At 64.2% G+C, this 15,934-nt stretch carries 16 protein-coding genes; 7 read left to right on the top strand and 9 right to left on the bottom strand.

What is annotated here, in order from left to right; translation table 11 throughout:
• Nucleotides 1–86 precede the first annotated feature (86 nt).
• Nucleotides 87–1,649, top strand: a complete 1,563-nt coding sequence (locus AB4083_RS08395) for a DUF1800 domain-containing protein (RefSeq protein ID WP_441607329.1) — start codon at nt 87–89, stop codon at nt 1,647–1,649.
• Nucleotides 1,650–1,658: 9 nt separating this feature from the next.
• Complete coding sequence (locus AB4083_RS08390) at nt 1,659–2,861, top strand: DUF1501 domain-containing protein (protein WP_441607328.1); 1,203 nt, start codon at nt 1,659–1,661, stop codon at nt 2,859–2,861.
• Nucleotides 2,862–2,958: 97 nt separating this feature from the next.
• On the opposite strand, the gene AB4083_RS08385 is transcribed toward AB4083_RS08390, so the two are convergent.
• The 5 genes from AB4083_RS08385 to AB4083_RS08365 all read right to left on the bottom strand — a co-directional run bounded on the left by AB4083_RS08385 (nt 2,959) and on the right by AB4083_RS08365 (nt 6,611).
• A complete protein-coding gene (locus tag AB4083_RS08385) occupies nt 2,959–3,348 on the bottom strand; it encodes a DUF1090 domain-containing protein (protein WP_441607327.1) in 390 nt (129 codons plus the stop codon).
• Between the two features lie 163 nt (nt 3,349–3,511).
• Nucleotides 3,512–3,955: a DUF1579 family protein gene (locus AB4083_RS08380; protein ID WP_441607326.1), complete on the bottom strand. Its 444-nt coding sequence runs from the start codon at nt 3,953–3,955 to the stop codon at nt 3,512–3,514.
• 25 nt (nt 3,956–3,980) lie between these two features.
• Nucleotides 3,981–5,312: a hypothetical protein gene (locus tag AB4083_RS08375; protein ID WP_441607325.1), complete on the bottom strand. Its 1,332-nt coding sequence runs from the start codon at nt 5,310–5,312 to the stop codon at nt 3,981–3,983.
• 31 nt (nt 5,313–5,343) lie between these two features.
• Complete coding sequence (locus tag AB4083_RS08370; protein WP_441607324.1) at nt 5,344–6,249, bottom strand: sensor domain-containing protein; 906 nt, start codon at nt 6,247–6,249, stop codon at nt 5,344–5,346.
• Nucleotides 6,246–6,611, bottom strand: coding sequence for a PadR family transcriptional regulator (locus AB4083_RS08365; RefSeq protein WP_441607623.1), 366 nt, complete (start codon nt 6,609–6,611; stop codon nt 6,246–6,248). Before AB4083_RS08365 ends, AB4083_RS08370 begins: the two co-directional genes overlap by 4 nt.
• A 395-nt stretch (nt 6,612–7,006) precedes the next feature.
• Here AB4083_RS08365 and AB4083_RS08360 point away from each other — a divergent pair, with 395 nt between their 5' ends.
• The 3 genes from AB4083_RS08360 to AB4083_RS08350 all read left to right on the top strand — a co-directional run bounded on the left by AB4083_RS08360 (nt 7,007) and on the right by AB4083_RS08350 (nt 9,540).
• Nucleotides 7,007–8,266 (top strand): hypothetical protein, encoded by a 1,260-nt coding sequence (locus AB4083_RS08360; protein WP_441607323.1) that lies wholly within the window; start codon nt 7,007–7,009, stop codon nt 8,264–8,266.
• Nucleotides 8,267–8,338: 72 nt separating this feature from the next.
• Complete coding sequence (locus AB4083_RS08355) at nt 8,339–8,785, top strand: RidA family protein (RefSeq protein WP_441607322.1); 447 nt, start codon at nt 8,339–8,341, stop codon at nt 8,783–8,785.
• Between the two features lie 371 nt (nt 8,786–9,156).
• Complete coding sequence (locus AB4083_RS08350) at nt 9,157–9,540, top strand: carboxypeptidase-like regulatory domain-containing protein (protein ID WP_441607321.1); 384 nt, start codon at nt 9,157–9,159, stop codon at nt 9,538–9,540.
• Between the two features lie 90 nt (nt 9,541–9,630).
• Here the strand turns inward: AB4083_RS08350 and AB4083_RS08345 are convergent, their stop codons facing one another.
• From AB4083_RS08345 to AB4083_RS08335, 3 genes are read right to left on the bottom strand one after another with little or no spacing between them, the layout of a single operon-like run.
• On the bottom strand, nt 9,631–10,014 hold the full coding sequence (locus AB4083_RS08345; RefSeq protein ID WP_441607320.1) for a nuclear transport factor 2 family protein: 384 nt from the start codon (nt 10,012–10,014) through the stop codon (nt 9,631–9,633).
• 52 nt (nt 10,015–10,066) lie between these two features.
• Nucleotides 10,067–10,738 carry an HD domain-containing protein gene (locus AB4083_RS08340; RefSeq protein WP_441607319.1) on the bottom strand — a complete coding sequence of 224 codons (672 nt, stop codon included), beginning with the start codon at nt 10,736–10,738 and terminating at the stop codon, nt 10,067–10,069.
• Nucleotides 10,735–11,406, bottom strand: a complete 672-nt coding sequence (locus tag AB4083_RS08335) for a TetR family transcriptional regulator C-terminal domain-containing protein (protein WP_441607318.1) — start codon at nt 11,404–11,406, stop codon at nt 10,735–10,737. The genes AB4083_RS08340 and AB4083_RS08335 overlap by 4 nt, the downstream gene beginning before the upstream one ends.
• A 106-nt stretch (nt 11,407–11,512) precedes the next feature.
• On the opposite strand from AB4083_RS08335, the gene AB4083_RS08330 reads away from it, so the two are divergent.
• Nucleotides 11,513–13,057: a 2OG-Fe(II) oxygenase gene (locus AB4083_RS08330; RefSeq protein ID WP_441607317.1), complete on the top strand. Its 1,545-nt coding sequence runs from the start codon at nt 11,513–11,515 to the stop codon at nt 13,055–13,057.
• 115 nt (nt 13,058–13,172) lie between these two features.
• The gene (locus AB4083_RS08325) at nt 13,173–13,472 is read left to right on the top strand and encodes a hypothetical protein (protein ID WP_441607316.1); all 300 of its coding nucleotides are present in this window, start codon (nt 13,173–13,175) and stop codon (nt 13,470–13,472) included.
• Between the two features lie 50 nt (nt 13,473–13,522).
• On the opposite strand, the gene AB4083_RS08320 is transcribed toward AB4083_RS08325, so the two are convergent.
• On the bottom strand, nt 13,523–15,892 hold the full coding sequence (locus tag AB4083_RS08320) for a GH92 family glycosyl hydrolase (protein ID WP_441607315.1): 2,370 nt from the start codon (nt 15,890–15,892) through the stop codon (nt 13,523–13,525).
• Nucleotides 15,893–15,934: the final 42 nt, after the last annotated feature.

The raw sequence follows: 15,934 nt of genomic DNA, 5'->3' as shown, positions 1-15,934 counted from the left end.
GATGACCCGTGTCTACGCATGGCAAGGTGACGCGTTGTCAGTTCTCGCAACCCTCGCCGCCGTCAACCGCCAGGAAGCCAAGACGCATGCGCCGCCACGCTCCGTTCCACCCGCAGGCATTACGCCGACACCTTTCCACCTTGCTGCTCGCCCTCGCCGCGACGCTCGCGCTCGGCGCACCACCTGCTTCCGCACGTGGCCGCGATGCGCTCGGCGCCGATGACGTGGCGTGGCTGCGCCGCGACGGCTTTGGCCTGGACAGCGCCAGCGTGGCCCGCTATCGCGAGCTGGGCCGCGACCGCTACCTCGACGCGCAGCTGGACGACAAGCTGGGCGACGAGCTGCCGCCGGAGATCGGCCAGCTGATCCGCGGCTACGAAGTGGTGAACACCCCGCCCGACCAGCTGATCGCCTCGTTCCAGACCGAACAGGAGCGCATCAAGGACATGCCCGACGGCGACGCCAAGGTCGAAGCGCGCAAAGCCTTGCAGCAGCGCGGCAACGACCTGTTGCAGGAAGCCCAGCAGGCCGCGCTGCTGCGCGCCACGTACGGCTCCAACCAGCTCAAGGAACAGATGGTGTGGTTCTGGCTGAACCACTTCAGCATCTACGGCGCCAAGGGCCGCGTGCGCTGGGTGGCGGCGCGCTTCGCCGAGGAGACCATCCGGCCGCACGCGCTGGGCAAGTTCAAGGACCTGGTGATGGCCACGCTGAAAAGCCCGGCCATGCTGGAGTACCTGGACAACGCGCAGAACGCCAAGGGCCACGTCAACGAGAACTACGCGCGCGAGCTGATGGAGCTGCACACGCTGGGCGTCGGCTCCGGCTATACGCAGCAGGACGTCCAGCAGTTGGCGCTGGTGCTGACCGGGGTTGGCATCGCCCCGCCCGCCGACAAGCAGCGCATCAACCCGAAGATGGCCTCGGCCTATGTGCGCGACGGCTTGTTCGAGTTCAACCCGATGCGCCACGACTTCGGCGACAAGGTGCTGCTCGGCCAGCACATCAAGGGCAGCGGTTTCGACGAGGTGGAAAAGGCGGTGGACCTGATCACCCGCCAGCCCGCCTGCGCGAAATTCGTCGCCACCAAGCTGGCCCGCTATTTCATCGCCGACGAACCGCCGCCGGCCCTGGTCGACAAGATGGCGCGCACCTTCCAGCGCAGCGACGGCGATATCGCCAAGGTGCTGCGCACCATGCTGGAGGCGAAGGAGTTCACCGCCGACAGCGGCAAGAAGTTCAAGGACCCGATGCAGTTCGTGGTGTCCTCGGTGCGCCTGGCCTATGACGGGCGCCCGGTGGTGAACGCGCGTCCGCTGCTCAACTGGCTCAATCAATTGGGCGAGCCGATCTACGGCCGCCTTACGCCGGATGGTTGGCCGCTGGATGCCGCCGGCTGGGCCAGTTCCGGCCAGATGGCCAAGCGTTTCGAGATCGCGCGCGCGATCGGCACCGGCAATAACCGCCTGTTCGTGCCCGAGGGCAGCAATGGCGTGGCACCTGGCTTTCCCATGCTGACCACGCGGCTGTACTACGACGCGATCGACCCGCATCTCTCGGTCGCCACGCGCGAGGCGCTGGGCAAGGCCTCGTCGCAGCAGGAGTGGAACACCTTCCTGCTGTCGTCTCCCGACTTCAATTACCGCTGAGGTAGCGCCATGAACCGCCGCCAGTTCCTGCTTGCCGCCGCGGCCGCTGCCGCCTCGCCGCTGTTCTCCTACTCCGGCCGCCTGTTCGCCGCGCCGGCGGCCAGTACGCCACGCCTGCTGCTGGTGTTCCTGCGCGGCGGCTACGATTGCAACAACCTGCTGGTGCCCTGCGGCAGCGACTTCTATTACGAGTCGCGTCCGACCATTGCGATCGCACGCCCCGATGCCGCCAATGCCAACAGCGCGATCGCACTCGACAGCCAATGGGGCCTCAACCCCGTGCTGCGCGATTCGCTCTATCCGCTATGGCAGCGCAAGCAGCTCGCCTTCGTGCCTTTCGCCGGCACCGACGATATGTCGCGCAGCCACTTCGAGACGCAGGACAATATCGAATCCGGCGAACCCACCGGCCAGCGCAGCGACTATCGCTCCGGCTTCCTCGCCCGCCTGTCCGGCTCGCTGTCCAACGTCCCGTCCATCGCCTTCACCGATGCGCTGCCGCTGAGCTTCCAGGGCGGCGGCAAGGACATCCCCAATATCTCGCTGCGCGGCGTGGCCAAGCCCGCGTTCGACGAGCGGCAGTCGGCGATCCTGGCCGAAATGTACAAGGGCACCACGCTCGCCGCCGCGGCGACCGACGGCCTGGAACTGCGCCAGAAGGTCTCCAAGGACCTGCAGGACGAAATGATGAAGGCCAATCGCGGCGCCACCACCGCGAAGAACTTCGCCGCCGAAACGCAGCGCATCGCCACCATGATGCGCGACCAGTATCGCGTCGGCTTCGTCGATGTCGGCGGCTGGGATACCCACGTCAACCAGGGTGGCGCCAATGGCGCCCTGGCCAACAACCTCACCAATCTTGGCCAGGGCCTGGCCGCCTATGCCGACGCGCTGGGCGACGAATGGAACAACACCGTGGTGGTGGTGGTTTCCGAATTCGGCCGCACCTTCCGCGAGAACGGCAACAAGGGCACCGACCACGGCCACGGCACGGTGTACTGGGTGCTGGGCGGCCGCGTGCGCGGCGGCCGCATCGCCGGCGAACAGGTGGCGGTGGACGCGAAGAACCTGCTGCAGAACCGCGATTACCCAGTGCTCAACAATTACCGCGATGTGCTCGGCGGCTTGTTCGCACGCACCTGGGGGCTATCGCCGAACCAGTTGCAGGCGGTGTTCCCGGGGGCCAAGCCGCGCGACCTGCAACTGGTCTAAGACCGCGCCACCTTATCCCGTAGGTTGGGGTGAGCCAACGGCGAACCCCAACAATGCGATGCACCTGGATACGGCGATGTTGGGGTTCGCCTGCGGCTCACCCCAACCTACGATTACCGACTGCGCACCTCGCGCAACTCTGTTGTGCTTCTTCCAATCGCTGCTGCTTCTTGGCGATCTTGCCCGGCTTGCCGCTGGCCTGTGCATCGGCCAGTTCGCGCTGGCGTTCGCCCACCTTGCGCTCTTTCTCGCTCACATGCTTCTGCAGTTCCGCCTGCAGTGCCTGATCCGTGCAGTGCTCGCGACTTTCCTGCAACGCCTTCTGCAAGCCGGCGATCTGATTGGCATTGCCATGAAGCTGGGCGTAGCGAATCTGCTCTTCGATGTCGTGTTGTTTTCCGGCGCAGGTGACGCTGGCCTGGGCAGTCGTTGCCAGGGAAATCGCAAGCACGAATGAAGCAGTGAATAAACAGGATTTGACCAACATTAGGATGTTCCTTACCTAAAACATCGCCCTGCACCTGAGCAGAGGCGATTGCCGGGATTGGCGCCCATGCCTTAGGGAAAAAGCATGGGGCGCTATGACCCGGCGTGCCACGATAAGTTCGGAACAACGGCGCGCCTGATGTGGTCAGCGCACGCGCGGCGGATCATCCAGCGCGGCGATAGGTGCCGATCACCACCCCTTCCCACTGCACGCCGCCATCGAACGAACTCTCCAGCGCCAGCGTGTAGCTTCCATCGCCCTGCGGCGTATACACGTGACGCGTCTGTCCGCGCGGCGAACTGCGCAGAAAGACCAGGCGGTTGCCATTCCAATGCCCCGGCGCCGGCGCGGACGGCACGAAGCCATAGCTGTCGAACCAGAACAGCTCGAACCGGTCGTGTTCCGGACCGGCGCCGATCACGGCATGCGCCTGCAACGCCGGCTTGCCCTCGCGCTGCTGGCGGTAATCGATCACAACCGCCTTGCCGCCAAGATCCAGGCGCGCATCCACCTCCGCGGTGGCTGGGCCGCCCTGGCCCCAACGCGTGGTGGCGATGTGTTCCTCGCCACTCCAGCGGCCGATCAGAAATCCCAGCGTTTCCTGCATCGAAAGAACCTCGTGTGAGATGCGCTCAATGCGCACCCTGGTTAGGCGGCGACAACACCATGTCGCCCGGTCGTTCGCCGGCATCGATGCGCCAGCCGTCGTTGAGTTTCAGTGTCCAGCCCGGCCCGGCGATGCTGCCCTTGCGCGCGGCCTGCGGGTCGGGCACGGCCACATACAGATGCTTCCAGTCCGGCGCCAGCAACGCGCCCGCGCTCACTTCGATGGCGCCCCAGTCGGACAGCACCTTGATGGTCGGATAGACCGTGCCGGCCTCGCCCAGCGGCACCAGGGTGCTGGGATTGAACATCACCTTCGGCTCGTGCAGCGGCAGCACCAGGCGCGGGCCGTCGACCAGCAAGGCCTTGTAGCGCGCGATGTCCTGCTGGTGGCGCTGCTCGCGCGCCTGCTCCGTGGCGAGCAGCGCGGGGCCGTCGTAAGCGGCGGCGCGGCGCTGCACGTCGGCATCGGTGGGGTTGGCGTTCTTCGTACCGAGCGCACTGGCGAGCAAGTCGGAGAGGCCGGTGTCCGGCGTCTTTATACGTTGCCGCCATGCAGGCAGATAGCGATCGAGCAACAGGCCGTAGCCCGGCCCGGTGGCATAGGCGAACGAGCGCACGAAGCTGGGTGCGGAGACGTGCGAAACCAGGTCGCCTGCAGTGAGCGCCGTGCGCTCGGCTGGCGATATCGCGCCGATCGCGATGCCGGTGTATTCGGCCAGCCCTTCGTTGCGTTCCAGCGAACGCTCGCTCTGCGCCGCCGCGGGAAACTGGCGGTAACGCGCCGCGCGGAACAGCAGCGCATCCTCGGCGTGGCTACGCCGCGTCTTGTGGTCGGTGGCGGCCACCGCCTTGGCCAGGGCGCGCCACTCCAATTGCATCAGGTAGCGCCCCTGCAAGCTGTCGAGATGATCGTTGGTCAGCTCGCGCGGCGGTTCCAGGCCTACCTGCGGCTGGATGCGATGGAACGACTCGTGCGCCATCAGCACGCGCCGCTGGCCGGCATCCGCCGGCAGCGGCCAGCCCATCTGCGCCCAGCGCACGCCGGCCCAGTCCAGCGAGCTGTTGGCAAAGGACACGTCGTCCGGCAGATGCCCGGTAAACACGCCCTGCTCCGCCTGCAGCAGTCCCTGCGTATCCGCCTGGTTGGCAATCACGCGGCGGCTGGATGGTTCCACCAGCATGATCGGGCCGCACAGGCTGGCGCCCCACAACTTGCCGCCGTCGGCCTGGCATTGGCGCTGCATTTCGCCGAACCAGGCCTTGGCCTGCGCAGGTTCGAAAGGCGGCGCTTCCGCCGCCGTTGCCAAGGTCCACGACAGGCACAACGCAAGCATCAAGCACCAGCTCATACGACGCATGAGACCTCCGACGACGGACTACCGATAAGGATCAGTTGGCGCTGCGCGAGACCAGCAGGCTCTTGGCGATCAGCCCGTGCATCCGCCCCAGCGCCCGCACCAGGTGCAGCGTGGCGAACAATAGCAACACGCCGGCCACGAACAGCACCAGTGCATCGCCGATCCCCGGAATGTGCTCGCCATAGCCCCAGTTCATGGTGACGAAGCTGTGGTCGAAATCGCCGAAGGTCCACGCCAGCGGCGCGCCGGTGAAAGCGATCGATACCGCCAGGAAGGTCACGGTGATGGTGAAGTAAATGATGCCCAGCGGCAGCATCAGCACCATGTACAGCATGGTGCTCCAGGTGCGCGCGTCGGTGAACATCGCACCGATGCGGCTCAGCAGCGAATGCCCGGCCTGTTGATAGGGCGGCCGGCGCGGCATGCGCACGCCCAGCATGGTTTCCACGATGCGTCCTTCCATCAGCGACAAGCCGCGCACCGTACCGAAGAACAGCACGATGAAGGGAATGCCGACGATCAGCACCGCCAGGCCCGCCGACATCGAGATGCCGGTCACCACCCAGGTGAAGTAGATAATGCCGGTGGCCAGCGCCAGCAGCATGTAGAACAGCGAACCCCAGGTGCGCGGATCGGCGGCCACGCCGAAGAAACGCCCGATCAGCGAGTGCCGCTTCGGCGGCGGCGGCGGACGCAGCGCGCGCTGGATCTTGATCTCCTGGTCGCGATAGATATCGGCCACTTCTTCGGGCGAACCGTAGCTGCCCACGACCTTGGCCAGCATGTCTTCCTGCGACATGCCGGGGTGTTCCTGCAACTCGGCGCGCAGGTGTTCCTCGGCGTCGTACAGAGCATCCTGGATCAAAGCCGGATCGGCGCCGGCCAAGGCGGCGCGCAGCTGCTCCAGGTATTCCGCGATGGTGCGCGGCGTGTTCATATCACCCCTCCTTGCAAGACGGATTCGACGGAATCGCGGGTTGCACTCCACGCCGCCACCCACTCGCGCAGCGCTTCGCGACCCAGCTTCGTAATGCGGTAATAGCGGCGCGGCGGCCCGCTTACCGAAGGCTCCACCTCGCTTTCCAGCAAGCCGTAGGCCTCCAGATTGCGCAGCACCGGATAAAGCGCGCTCTGCTTCCCCGCCAGCACGCCCTCCCCCACTTCCTCCAGCCGCTTGGCAATCTGATAGCCATACATCGGCTGCCGCGACTGCCCCAGCACCGCCAGCAGCACCAGCGAAACGGTGCCCGCGGACAGCTCCTTCTGGAATTTCTTCAACAGGCCGGCAATGTCTTCCACCTGGCTCACCCTTTGGGCTACTTAGCCGTGAGTGAATCATAGTGTGAAGTTATGGATAGTACATGCGCTGGAAGTCATGGGTTGGCGTTGGAATGGGCTCCTGGGCATGCCTCATCCACGTGCCAATTGCACGAATAAAAACCTCAATCGGCGCAGTCCATGAGACAGCGAAATTGGATGATTACCAGGTCGCAACGAGTGCTTGCGAACCCGCCTCGGACCTGGGTTTCCGGCCGATCAGCCGATCGTCGTCAGGTCAGCGCAGGGGGGAGCCATCAAGATCGGATTTCACTTCAAGGAGAGGAGCGCTGCTGGCAGGGGGCCACGCGGCTGGCGAAGGTGGTTTGAATTGAACCTCAAACAGATTTGACGTTATTCGACAGGGAGAAGCATCCGTGATCAGCAACACCATGAAGGTATCGCTCGGCATCGCCATCACGGCTCTGGGCGCAGTGGCAACACTCGCGCAGGCCGCATCGCTGGATCCGACGTTCGGTTCGGCCGGCATCACCTCCACCGCCTTTGGCGCCTACGGTTCTGCCGCCCGGGTCGTCATCCAGCCGGACGGCCGGATCGTCACCGCCGGCCAGGACGTCGGCGGCGACTTCGCACTGGCGCGCTATACGACCAGCGGTGCGCTGGATACCAGCTTCAACGGCACCGGCAAAGTCACCACCACGCCGGCCGGCACCTGCTCCGGACAGGCGCGCGCACTCGCCCTGCAGACGGACGGCAAGATCGTCGTTGCAGGCACCTCGTGCCCGAACTTCACCTCCACCCGCAACTTCACCGTCTATCGCTACAACACGGATGGTTCGCTGGACACCAGCTTCGGCAGCTCGGGCAAGACGACGGTCAGTTTCTATGCGGGCGCTTCGGAAGCCTTCGCCGTTGCCGTACAGGGCGGCTCGATCTGGGTGGCGGGCTATGCGGGCTCCGGCTTTGCGCTGGCACGCCTTACCAGCACCGGCAGCCTGGATTACAGCTTCGGCAGCGGCACCGGCATGGTCACCTCGGCGATCGGCACCAGCTCTGCCTATGCCAACGGCCTGGCCATCCAGGCGGACGGCAAGCCGGTGCTGGCCGGCTATGCGTCCAGCGGCGGCACCGTCTTCGCATTGACGCGCTACACCACCACGGGCGCGCTGGACACCACGTTCGGTACCGGCGGCAAGGTCCTGACCAATGTGGGCGGCACTTTCAGCGGCAACGCCGCCATCGCCACGTCGCTGGCGATCCAGGGCGACGGCAAGATCGTCGCGGCCGGCTACGCGAACAGCACCAGCAGCGGCTACTACCGCTTTGCCGCGGTTCGCTACACGACCGCCGGCGCGCTGGACAGCGGCTTCGGTTCCGGCACGGGCAAGGTGCTTACCGCGATCGGCAGCGGCGATGCGATCGGCAGCGATGTGGCCATCGACGCCAGCGGCGGCATCATTATCGGCGGCTACTCCAGTGCGGGCAGCTATCGCCAGCTGACCTTGAACCGCTACGACCAGCTCGGCAACCAGGACTACAGCTTCGGTCCGGTGACCACCGCCATCGGCAGCGCGAATGCCGCTATCCAGGGGCTCGCCATCCAGAGCGACGGCAAGATCGTCGTCTCGGGCTATGGCAACTCGCCAGTCACCTTCGTTGTAGCGCGGTATCAGTAAACTGCCGCTCGAAGCCGCAAGCCTCAACGGCGGCATCAGGAAAACCCCTCCCGCGCGCTGCGGGAGGGGTTTTTGGTTGAGGGCTCCTCGCTGTTCCTGCCACTCAAGGACCGCAGACAGATGACACTCGAATGTATCAATCCGCCGGACCTGCCCACTCCGACCACCTACTCTCAAGTGGTGATCGCGAAGGGGAGCAAGTTGATCTTCATCGCTGGCCAGGAGCCCGAAGACATCCACGGGAAGCTGGTCGGCCAGGGTGATTTTGCGCGTCAGGCGCGCCAGGTGTTTGCCAATCTCGGCCGCGCGCTGGCAGCCGCAGGAGCGCTTCCCAAGGACGTCGCCAGGATTACGGTCTACGTCGTCGACTACCAGCGCGACGATCACCTCCCGATCATCGAAGAGGCTCGGCTGGCGCTGTTCGGGGAGCACAAGGCAGCCGACGTGGTGATGGGAGTTGCGCGGCTGTCGCCCGACTATCTGATCGAGGTCGATGCGTTTGCGGTCGTCGATGGTTGAGCATGCGCGTCGTTGATATAAGGCGACCTTCAAGCCGTCGCGAAAGAACTTTCGATTTTCACGAAACGTCCCGCGTATCGCGGCCGGCGACGGCAAGAAGGATGGGTTCGTAGCGAAAAGCATTACCACCTTCACATGCCTGACCCGAGCCCGCTCGGTTAACTTGCAGCCGCCTCCGCCATGGATCATCCAGCAAACCGATCCAGGCGATCAGGTGCAACCCAAGCTATCGCACGCAGAAAAGTTTCCGCTACAAGAAAGATAAGTACTTCGGCAGTCCCCACTGCCGTGATTCAACTGACATCGATCGCAAACCGACTATGGCGCGAATGGTCGATCGGTTTGTCGTGCCCCCATTTCCGAGAACCCACATGAAAACCAGCCAGAAAACCGCAGCCGTCGGGCACCGTCGCTACGCGCTCAAGCTCATGACGGCCATTGCCGTGAGCGCGTTCGGCGCCATCGCAGTCAACGCTGCCTACGCGCAGTCGACCAGCTCCAGCATTCTCGGCAAGAGCCCCGCTGACAGCACGATCACCGTGCATAGCGACAAGGGCATCACCCGCCACGGCTCGCCCAACAGCAAGGGCCGCTACAACCTGTCCGCGCTGCCGCCGGGCACCTACGAGGTGTCGCTGCAGCGGGACGGCAAGACGCTCGCCACGGTGGACGGCATTCCGCTGTTTGCGGGCCGGGCATCCGAAGTGGATTTCGCCTGCGACAACGACCAGTGCACGGGATCGTTCAATCACTGATCGTGTGGGCCCAGGTGTCATGCCCTCCGGGGCATGACACCCATCGCATGTCCAGATAAAGCGCGGCGGCGCCGCAGGCCGCCAGATCGATCAGGCTCCTCGCTCGACCCACCGGGATCGCCAGCCAGGCGCCTCGAAAGAGTCCGCAAAGTATTGGGTTTCGTGCGACACCTTCCCGTCGCGGAACTCCATGATGCTCACCGTGTGCGTGCGCTTGTCTCCATAGACAATCACATACTCGGTAACCCAAAGCTCGCCCTCCCCCACCACGCGACGCACCGCAAATCCCGACGGCCGACCAGGGTGATGGCTGCGAAGCGCCCGCAGATTATCCCGACCGCGAATGACTTCCCCGGACTGCGGGTACTCGCATACCGCATCGTCGTGATAGATCTCATGCTCGGCAACCTGGTCGCCCGCAGCAGATGCGACCCAGTGCCGGTCGATGGCCATTCGGATGTTCTGCGTTTCCATTATGGGTCTCCACTTCAGGTCGAAGAAACGACTTCGACGCAGTCGATTCCGATCAACGGCGCGCCAGCAACTCCAGCGATCGCATGATGTTCGTCCGCGCCGCGTGCTCGAACCGGACATGGAACGGAGCCGTGGCATAAATCGCGGGCCGATCCAGGAAAGCCTGCAGGATCCGTGCTCTTCCCGCACGGTAAACCGCGCCGGGAACCCAACGATATTCCCGCCGTATCTGCGACTCGTAAGCTTCGAATCGCTGCGGCGACGAACCGAGAATCGCCAGATCAATGTCCACCAGAATCCGTTCGTCCTCCCGCTGCGCGGGCGCGTCATGCCGCGTAGCCATGACCAGCGCGTGCATCCGCTCTACGGACGGCTCGACAACTCCGGCGGCACGGGCAACCTCGACCAGCCAGCCTGCGCTGGCTGCTTCATTGTCGGAGCGCAGCGGCTCGTAGATCGCATCGTGGAACCATAGCGCGAGTGCCACTTCGTCTGGATATTCGCAGCGCTCGCGTGCCTCGACCAGCAGCGAAAAGCAGTGCTCCAGATGTTCGCGCGTGTGGTAAGCGCGATGGCGCTCGTCATAGCGCTTCCGCAGCAGGTCAAAGACATCGCGTGGTGCAGACCTGATGCCAAGACCCGCCCAGGTCGCTTCCCACAGCACGGCATCCGCCGTAAGGAAACGATCCGGACGAGCATGCGCGCTCATCGGCGGTGCATTCATCGCTGCCTTCCTTTTGACTTTCGCGGGGAACTGATCTTGCTGACCGCGGCATCCCGATCCGTCGCCGGTGGCTCGGCCGCGGCGTAACGCTCGACCCATTCGGCGGCCATATCGGCGGCGAATCCGGTCGGCACCAGGCTGCGGGCATTGCTGGCCAGGACAAACACACCCTCGACGAAGGCGAGCAGGGCGGCAGCAAATGCATCCAGCTTCCGCACGCGTTTGCCGCTTCCGACCAGATAGGCTCGGAGCAACTTGCGGACGAGCGTGATCTCCTGCCGAACGGCCCGCTGATAGATCTCCCGTACATCGGGATCACGTACCGCTTCGGCGCCGATCATCACCCATGCAGCAACCGCATCGGGGTTGGCATCGCTGCCGTAGGCCAGGCGCGCGTCGATGTAGGCGCGCAGGCGTTCCCTGGCGCCGGCAGCATCGGCGGCGCGCGACTGAAAGCGTGCGGCGGCATAAGCGCCCAATTGCTCGACCAGACTCACCAGAATCTCGCGCTTGTCGCGAAAGTGATAGTGGACCAGCCCTGGCGCAAGACCGGATGCGCTTGCGATCGCCTGGATGGTGGCCCCCGTATAGCCCTGGGTCGCGATGGTCCTGAGCAGGCCATCGACGATCTGCTGCCGGCGAAGCTCGGTATTGGGTTTGCGCGGCATGAGCGGCCTCCTTTTCTTGGTTATACACCCAAATATGACTTGATCGCGAGCAATCGCAGGAGTAGCGTGACAATTAATTGGTCAACCAACCAATAACGAGAACGCCATGGACGCGATCAGAGCAATATCGGCAACGGAAGAACCTGACCTCCGGGAGCGCGCACCGGCCCCCACCGTCGAATATCCCCTGCCCCGCTCCCTGGGCGCCTGCGCCCTTATTCAAGACTTTCTTTCGGCGGCCGAATGCAAAACGTTGATCGCGGAAGCCGAAGAACGCGGATTTGCCAGCGCCGAACTGGACTATCCGCCTTCGTATCGCAACAACGATCGGCAAGTCCTCGACGACCAAGGCCTGGCCGGCAGTCTGCAGAGACGCCTTGCCGACGTGTTCGAACACGGCCCCGAAAGCCTGCTCGACCCGCGTCTGCGGAATGAATGGCGACTGCAAGGCATTAATGAACGGCTCCGCCTCTGCAGGTACCGTCCCGGTCAGCAATTCCATATTCACCAGGACGGCGTGCACCACCGCGGACCGGACTGCCGGTCCATGCTCACCTTCATGGTGTACCTCACGGACGGCGACGAGTTCGAAGGGGGCGATACGCTGTTCTATGGCGCCGGCCCGGCGCAGGGAGAAGACGAGCGCAATGTCATTGCGCGTATCCGCCCCAGGGCGGGAAGCCTGATTTTGTTCGACCACGGCGTGTGGCATGCCGGCGAAACGGTGACGCGAGGAACCAAGTACGTGCTCCGCAGCGACCTCATCTTTCACCGAGCGGAAAGCGCTATAGCAGAGGCTGCCGCCATACCGCGCCACCAGGGCTACATCTGGGCGCTTGCGGCGCTGAGCGATGGACGACTGGCAAGCGGAGGCCGCGACGGCAGCATTCGCACCTGGGCGCCCGGTGGCGACCTGGTTTACTCTTTGGAAGGACACACCCAGTCCGTGCTCGGGCTGGTGGAGGTCCACGCCGGCATGCTCGCGTCGATCTCGCGCGATCGCACGCTGCGATTCTGGGCGACCTCATCCGGCCATTGCCTGCAATCCGTGATCGCGCACGAAGCCGCCGTACTCTCGATCGCGCGCCTGTCCGATCAGCTCGTTGCCACTGGCAGTGCAGACCATTCCATTCGGCTGTGGTCGAAACACGCCAAGCATCTGCAAACGCTGGAGGGCCATCGCGGCTGGGTATGGGGTCTGGCCGCCCTGGGCAGGACCGGCCTCGCCAGCGTGTCGGAAGACCAAAGCCTGCGCATCTGGGATTTGCGGACCAACCGGTGCATTGTCACGCGCCATATGTCACATCCCTTAAGGACGATCGACGTCAGCCTCTCCCAGCCAATGCCGGGCACGAACCTCCTCGCCACAGGCGACGCCAGCGGCAGGGTCACACTGTGGACCGTCAATCATGGCGAGGTATCGGCAACCGCATCCTTCGTCGCGCACACTGCAGCCGTGCGACGGGTGCGCTTTCTCCGCAACGGCTTGTTGGCCACGTGCGGGGAGGACAACCATCTTCGCCTCTGGGATAGCTGCTCCCTGGAATTAGTCCAGGAGGAAGTGCATGCCAACTTCGTTACCGACGTCATCGAGCTCGAAGGCGGTACCCGAGTCAGCTGTGGATACGATGGCGAACTCGTTTGGTCCTGAGCCAGTGCGCGCAAGCCTTTGCTCAGATGATTGGCAGCAGCGCTCGACAAGTTCAAAATGTTTGCCTCCGCCCACAGGCTGACGTCGGATAGCTCATTTTTCGGGAGCAGGCTAGATGAGTTGGACACGCATACTTGAAAGTGCGCTGGTAATCGTAGCGCTCTTGAATCTGATCGTTTCCGTAGCGGTAGCCAGAAGCGAAAGCCTTACTCCGGGCCAGAAGCTCGGGCAGCTCCTGATCGTGTGGCTTATGCCACCTTTAGGCGTGACGCTGATTGGTTTGTTCATGTGGACGCAGAGAGGAAAGGCGCCGGCGACAGGTTACCTGCCCGTTCCTCATGAGCATACCGGTCATATTTACCAGGCGCTCAACAGCCCGGCGCCCCCGCCTTGGAACTCGGGCAACGGTCAGTAGCCGATAGCGGACGTTCGCTACAGGATCGAAGTCAGAGATAACTCGGGCGCTCACTGTCGCGCCGACATCGAAGCCGGCGCATCGCTGGGGTCCGCACCCCACTCCTTATTCGGTTCCGGCCCCATCGTCAAAACCAGCGTTGCCCCATTGGCGATATCGGCATGGCTGAACCACGGTCTGGTCCAGCGCTTGCCGTTGAGCGTGGCGGACTGGATGTACATATTCGTCGCCGAGTTATTCCGCGCCACGATCTCGAACAGCTTGCCGTTACCCATGCGCAAACGAACCTGGTCGAAGATCGGACTGCCGATGATGTAATCCGGGCTGGACGGATCGACCGGATAGAAACCCATCGCACTCAGTGCATACCAGGACGACGTCGAGCCCTGGTCGTCCATGCCGGGAAAGCCATAGCCGCTGGCGTCGCTGCCGTAGAGTTCTTCCAGAACGCGGCGCACCAGGGCCTGCGTTTTCCACGGCTGGCCGCTCCATGCATAGAGATACGGTGCCTGCTGGTCCGGCTGGTTGCCTTGCACGTACTGCCCGATCAGGCCGGTGCAGTCGCGGCAGACGCCCTTGGGTTGATAGGGCGTCGAAAAGAACGCATCGAGCTTGGCGTTGAACGCATCGCGGCCACCGAGCAGTTCGATCAGGCCTTGCACGTCGTGCGGCACCAGCCACAGCGTGGACCAGCCCGATGCTTCCTTCATCGTGAAGTTGTAGCACGGCTCACCCGGATCGAAGGGCGAGATCCACTTGCCGTCCTCGGTGCGGCCCCGGACGAAGCCCACCGACGGATCGAATACGTTGCGGTAATTGCCGGCGCGGCGCATGAACATCTGCGCGTCGTCCGTCTTGCCCAACCGTTGGGCGACATCGGCCAGCGCGTGGTCGTCCCAGGCGTATTCGAGGGTGGTGGCGGCCCCTGCCTTGCCACCCGCATAGGGCGGGCTGGGATTTCCCGGCGGAATGATGTCGGCAATCCAGCCATTCTTCATGTACTCAGCCAGAAAGCCGCGCGGTCCCTTGGGATCGGTCGCGTTCTTGCGCAGGTAGGTATAAGCGGATGCGTAATCGAACGGGATGCCGCGCTGCCAGGCGCCGTCGTAAAGGAATACCGCGTGGTCGCCATGGAACGAGGTATTCATGTAGCCACGTTCGCGCGCCATATCCAGCTCGGAGCGCATGATGTCCTGCACCACGTTCGGCTCCAGCAGCATCAACAGCACGATCTGGTTACGGCCGGTATCCCAGAACGGCACCGGCCCGTAGCGATCATAAGCGGCAACCTGCACCTGGCCGTTGGCGTCGGTGAAGCGCTCGCCTTTGCTCGCCACCAACCGCGGACTGGCGAATGAGTGATACAGCGTGGAGTAGAACAGCATGCGCTGCTTCGGCGTGCCGCCGGTGACTTCGACACGGTCGAACAGTTGCGCCCAGGCCGCGCGCGCCCGGTCATGCACACGCTCGAAATCCCAGGCGGGATCTTCAGCGCGCAAGCGCTGCTCGGCTTCCTCCGCCGTATGGCCATGGGCGATCTTCACCAGCACCTGCTCGCCGGCCTGCGTATCGAAGGTGACGTAGGCGCCCGCATAGCTGCCGGAAATCTTGCGCCGCCCGGCCTGCACGTCCTGGTCGCCGATGCCGTAGCCTTCGTGATCGTGGCTGGCGCGAAAACTGCCGAAGGCGGCGAATGGCCGCGAGAACTCGGCGACGAACCATGACCCGTTCGAATCGTGTGCCGCACGCGCATCCGCATCGACGCCGCGAATGCTGCGGTCGCCGATCACTTCCACCTCGCCACCGGGACGGCGCAGGTTGACGACGACGTTCGAGCGATGGCTCGCTGGAAAGGTGAAACGCATCAGGGTGGTTCGCCGCGTCGCGGTCAGCTCGACACGAGTGCGGAAGGGAGCCAGATCGACGGCGTAATAACCAGGTGTAGCCTTCTCGCTGGCCTTTTCGTAATACGCCGGCGTGTAATCCGGCGGCACGGTCCAGTCGCCCACCACCGGCATCACCATCGGCGTGCCGCGGCCGCCATAGGTCGAGCCGCCACCGCCGGTGAAGCCAAACATGGTGGGCCGACCATAGCCATACGAAGTGGCGACGCCGCTGGGATAGCTGAGATCGACATTGATATTGACCGGCGCCGCTTCGGTCGCGCTTTGCGGCAGGCTCGCGCCGGGCGAGGTCATGCCGGAATACAGCGGCTCGCCCGGAGGCGGCGCATTGCCGATCAGTTCCTGCCGGTCCAGCGGAGCGGTGCCGACGAGGGGGTTGGCCATGTCCACCGGCGCCGTGGCGGGAGCCGCACGCATGGGGTCCTTCGCCGGTACGGCCATCGCTGAAGTCACGGCGAGCACCGACAGCGCGGCCGCGACGGCACGATGGGGAAGGCGTGCCATGGAGGTATTCATGCGGTTTTCCTTCTGGAAAAGAACAGGGGCCGGGTGATGCAC

Source organism: Dyella sp. 2RAB6, from assembly GCF_052115385.1.
GTDB lineage: Bacteria > Pseudomonadota > Gammaproteobacteria > Xanthomonadales > Rhodanobacteraceae > Dyella_D.
The sequence above is the reverse complement of the archived record's forward strand: the minus strand, read 5'-3'. Positions and strand labels throughout refer to the sequence as shown.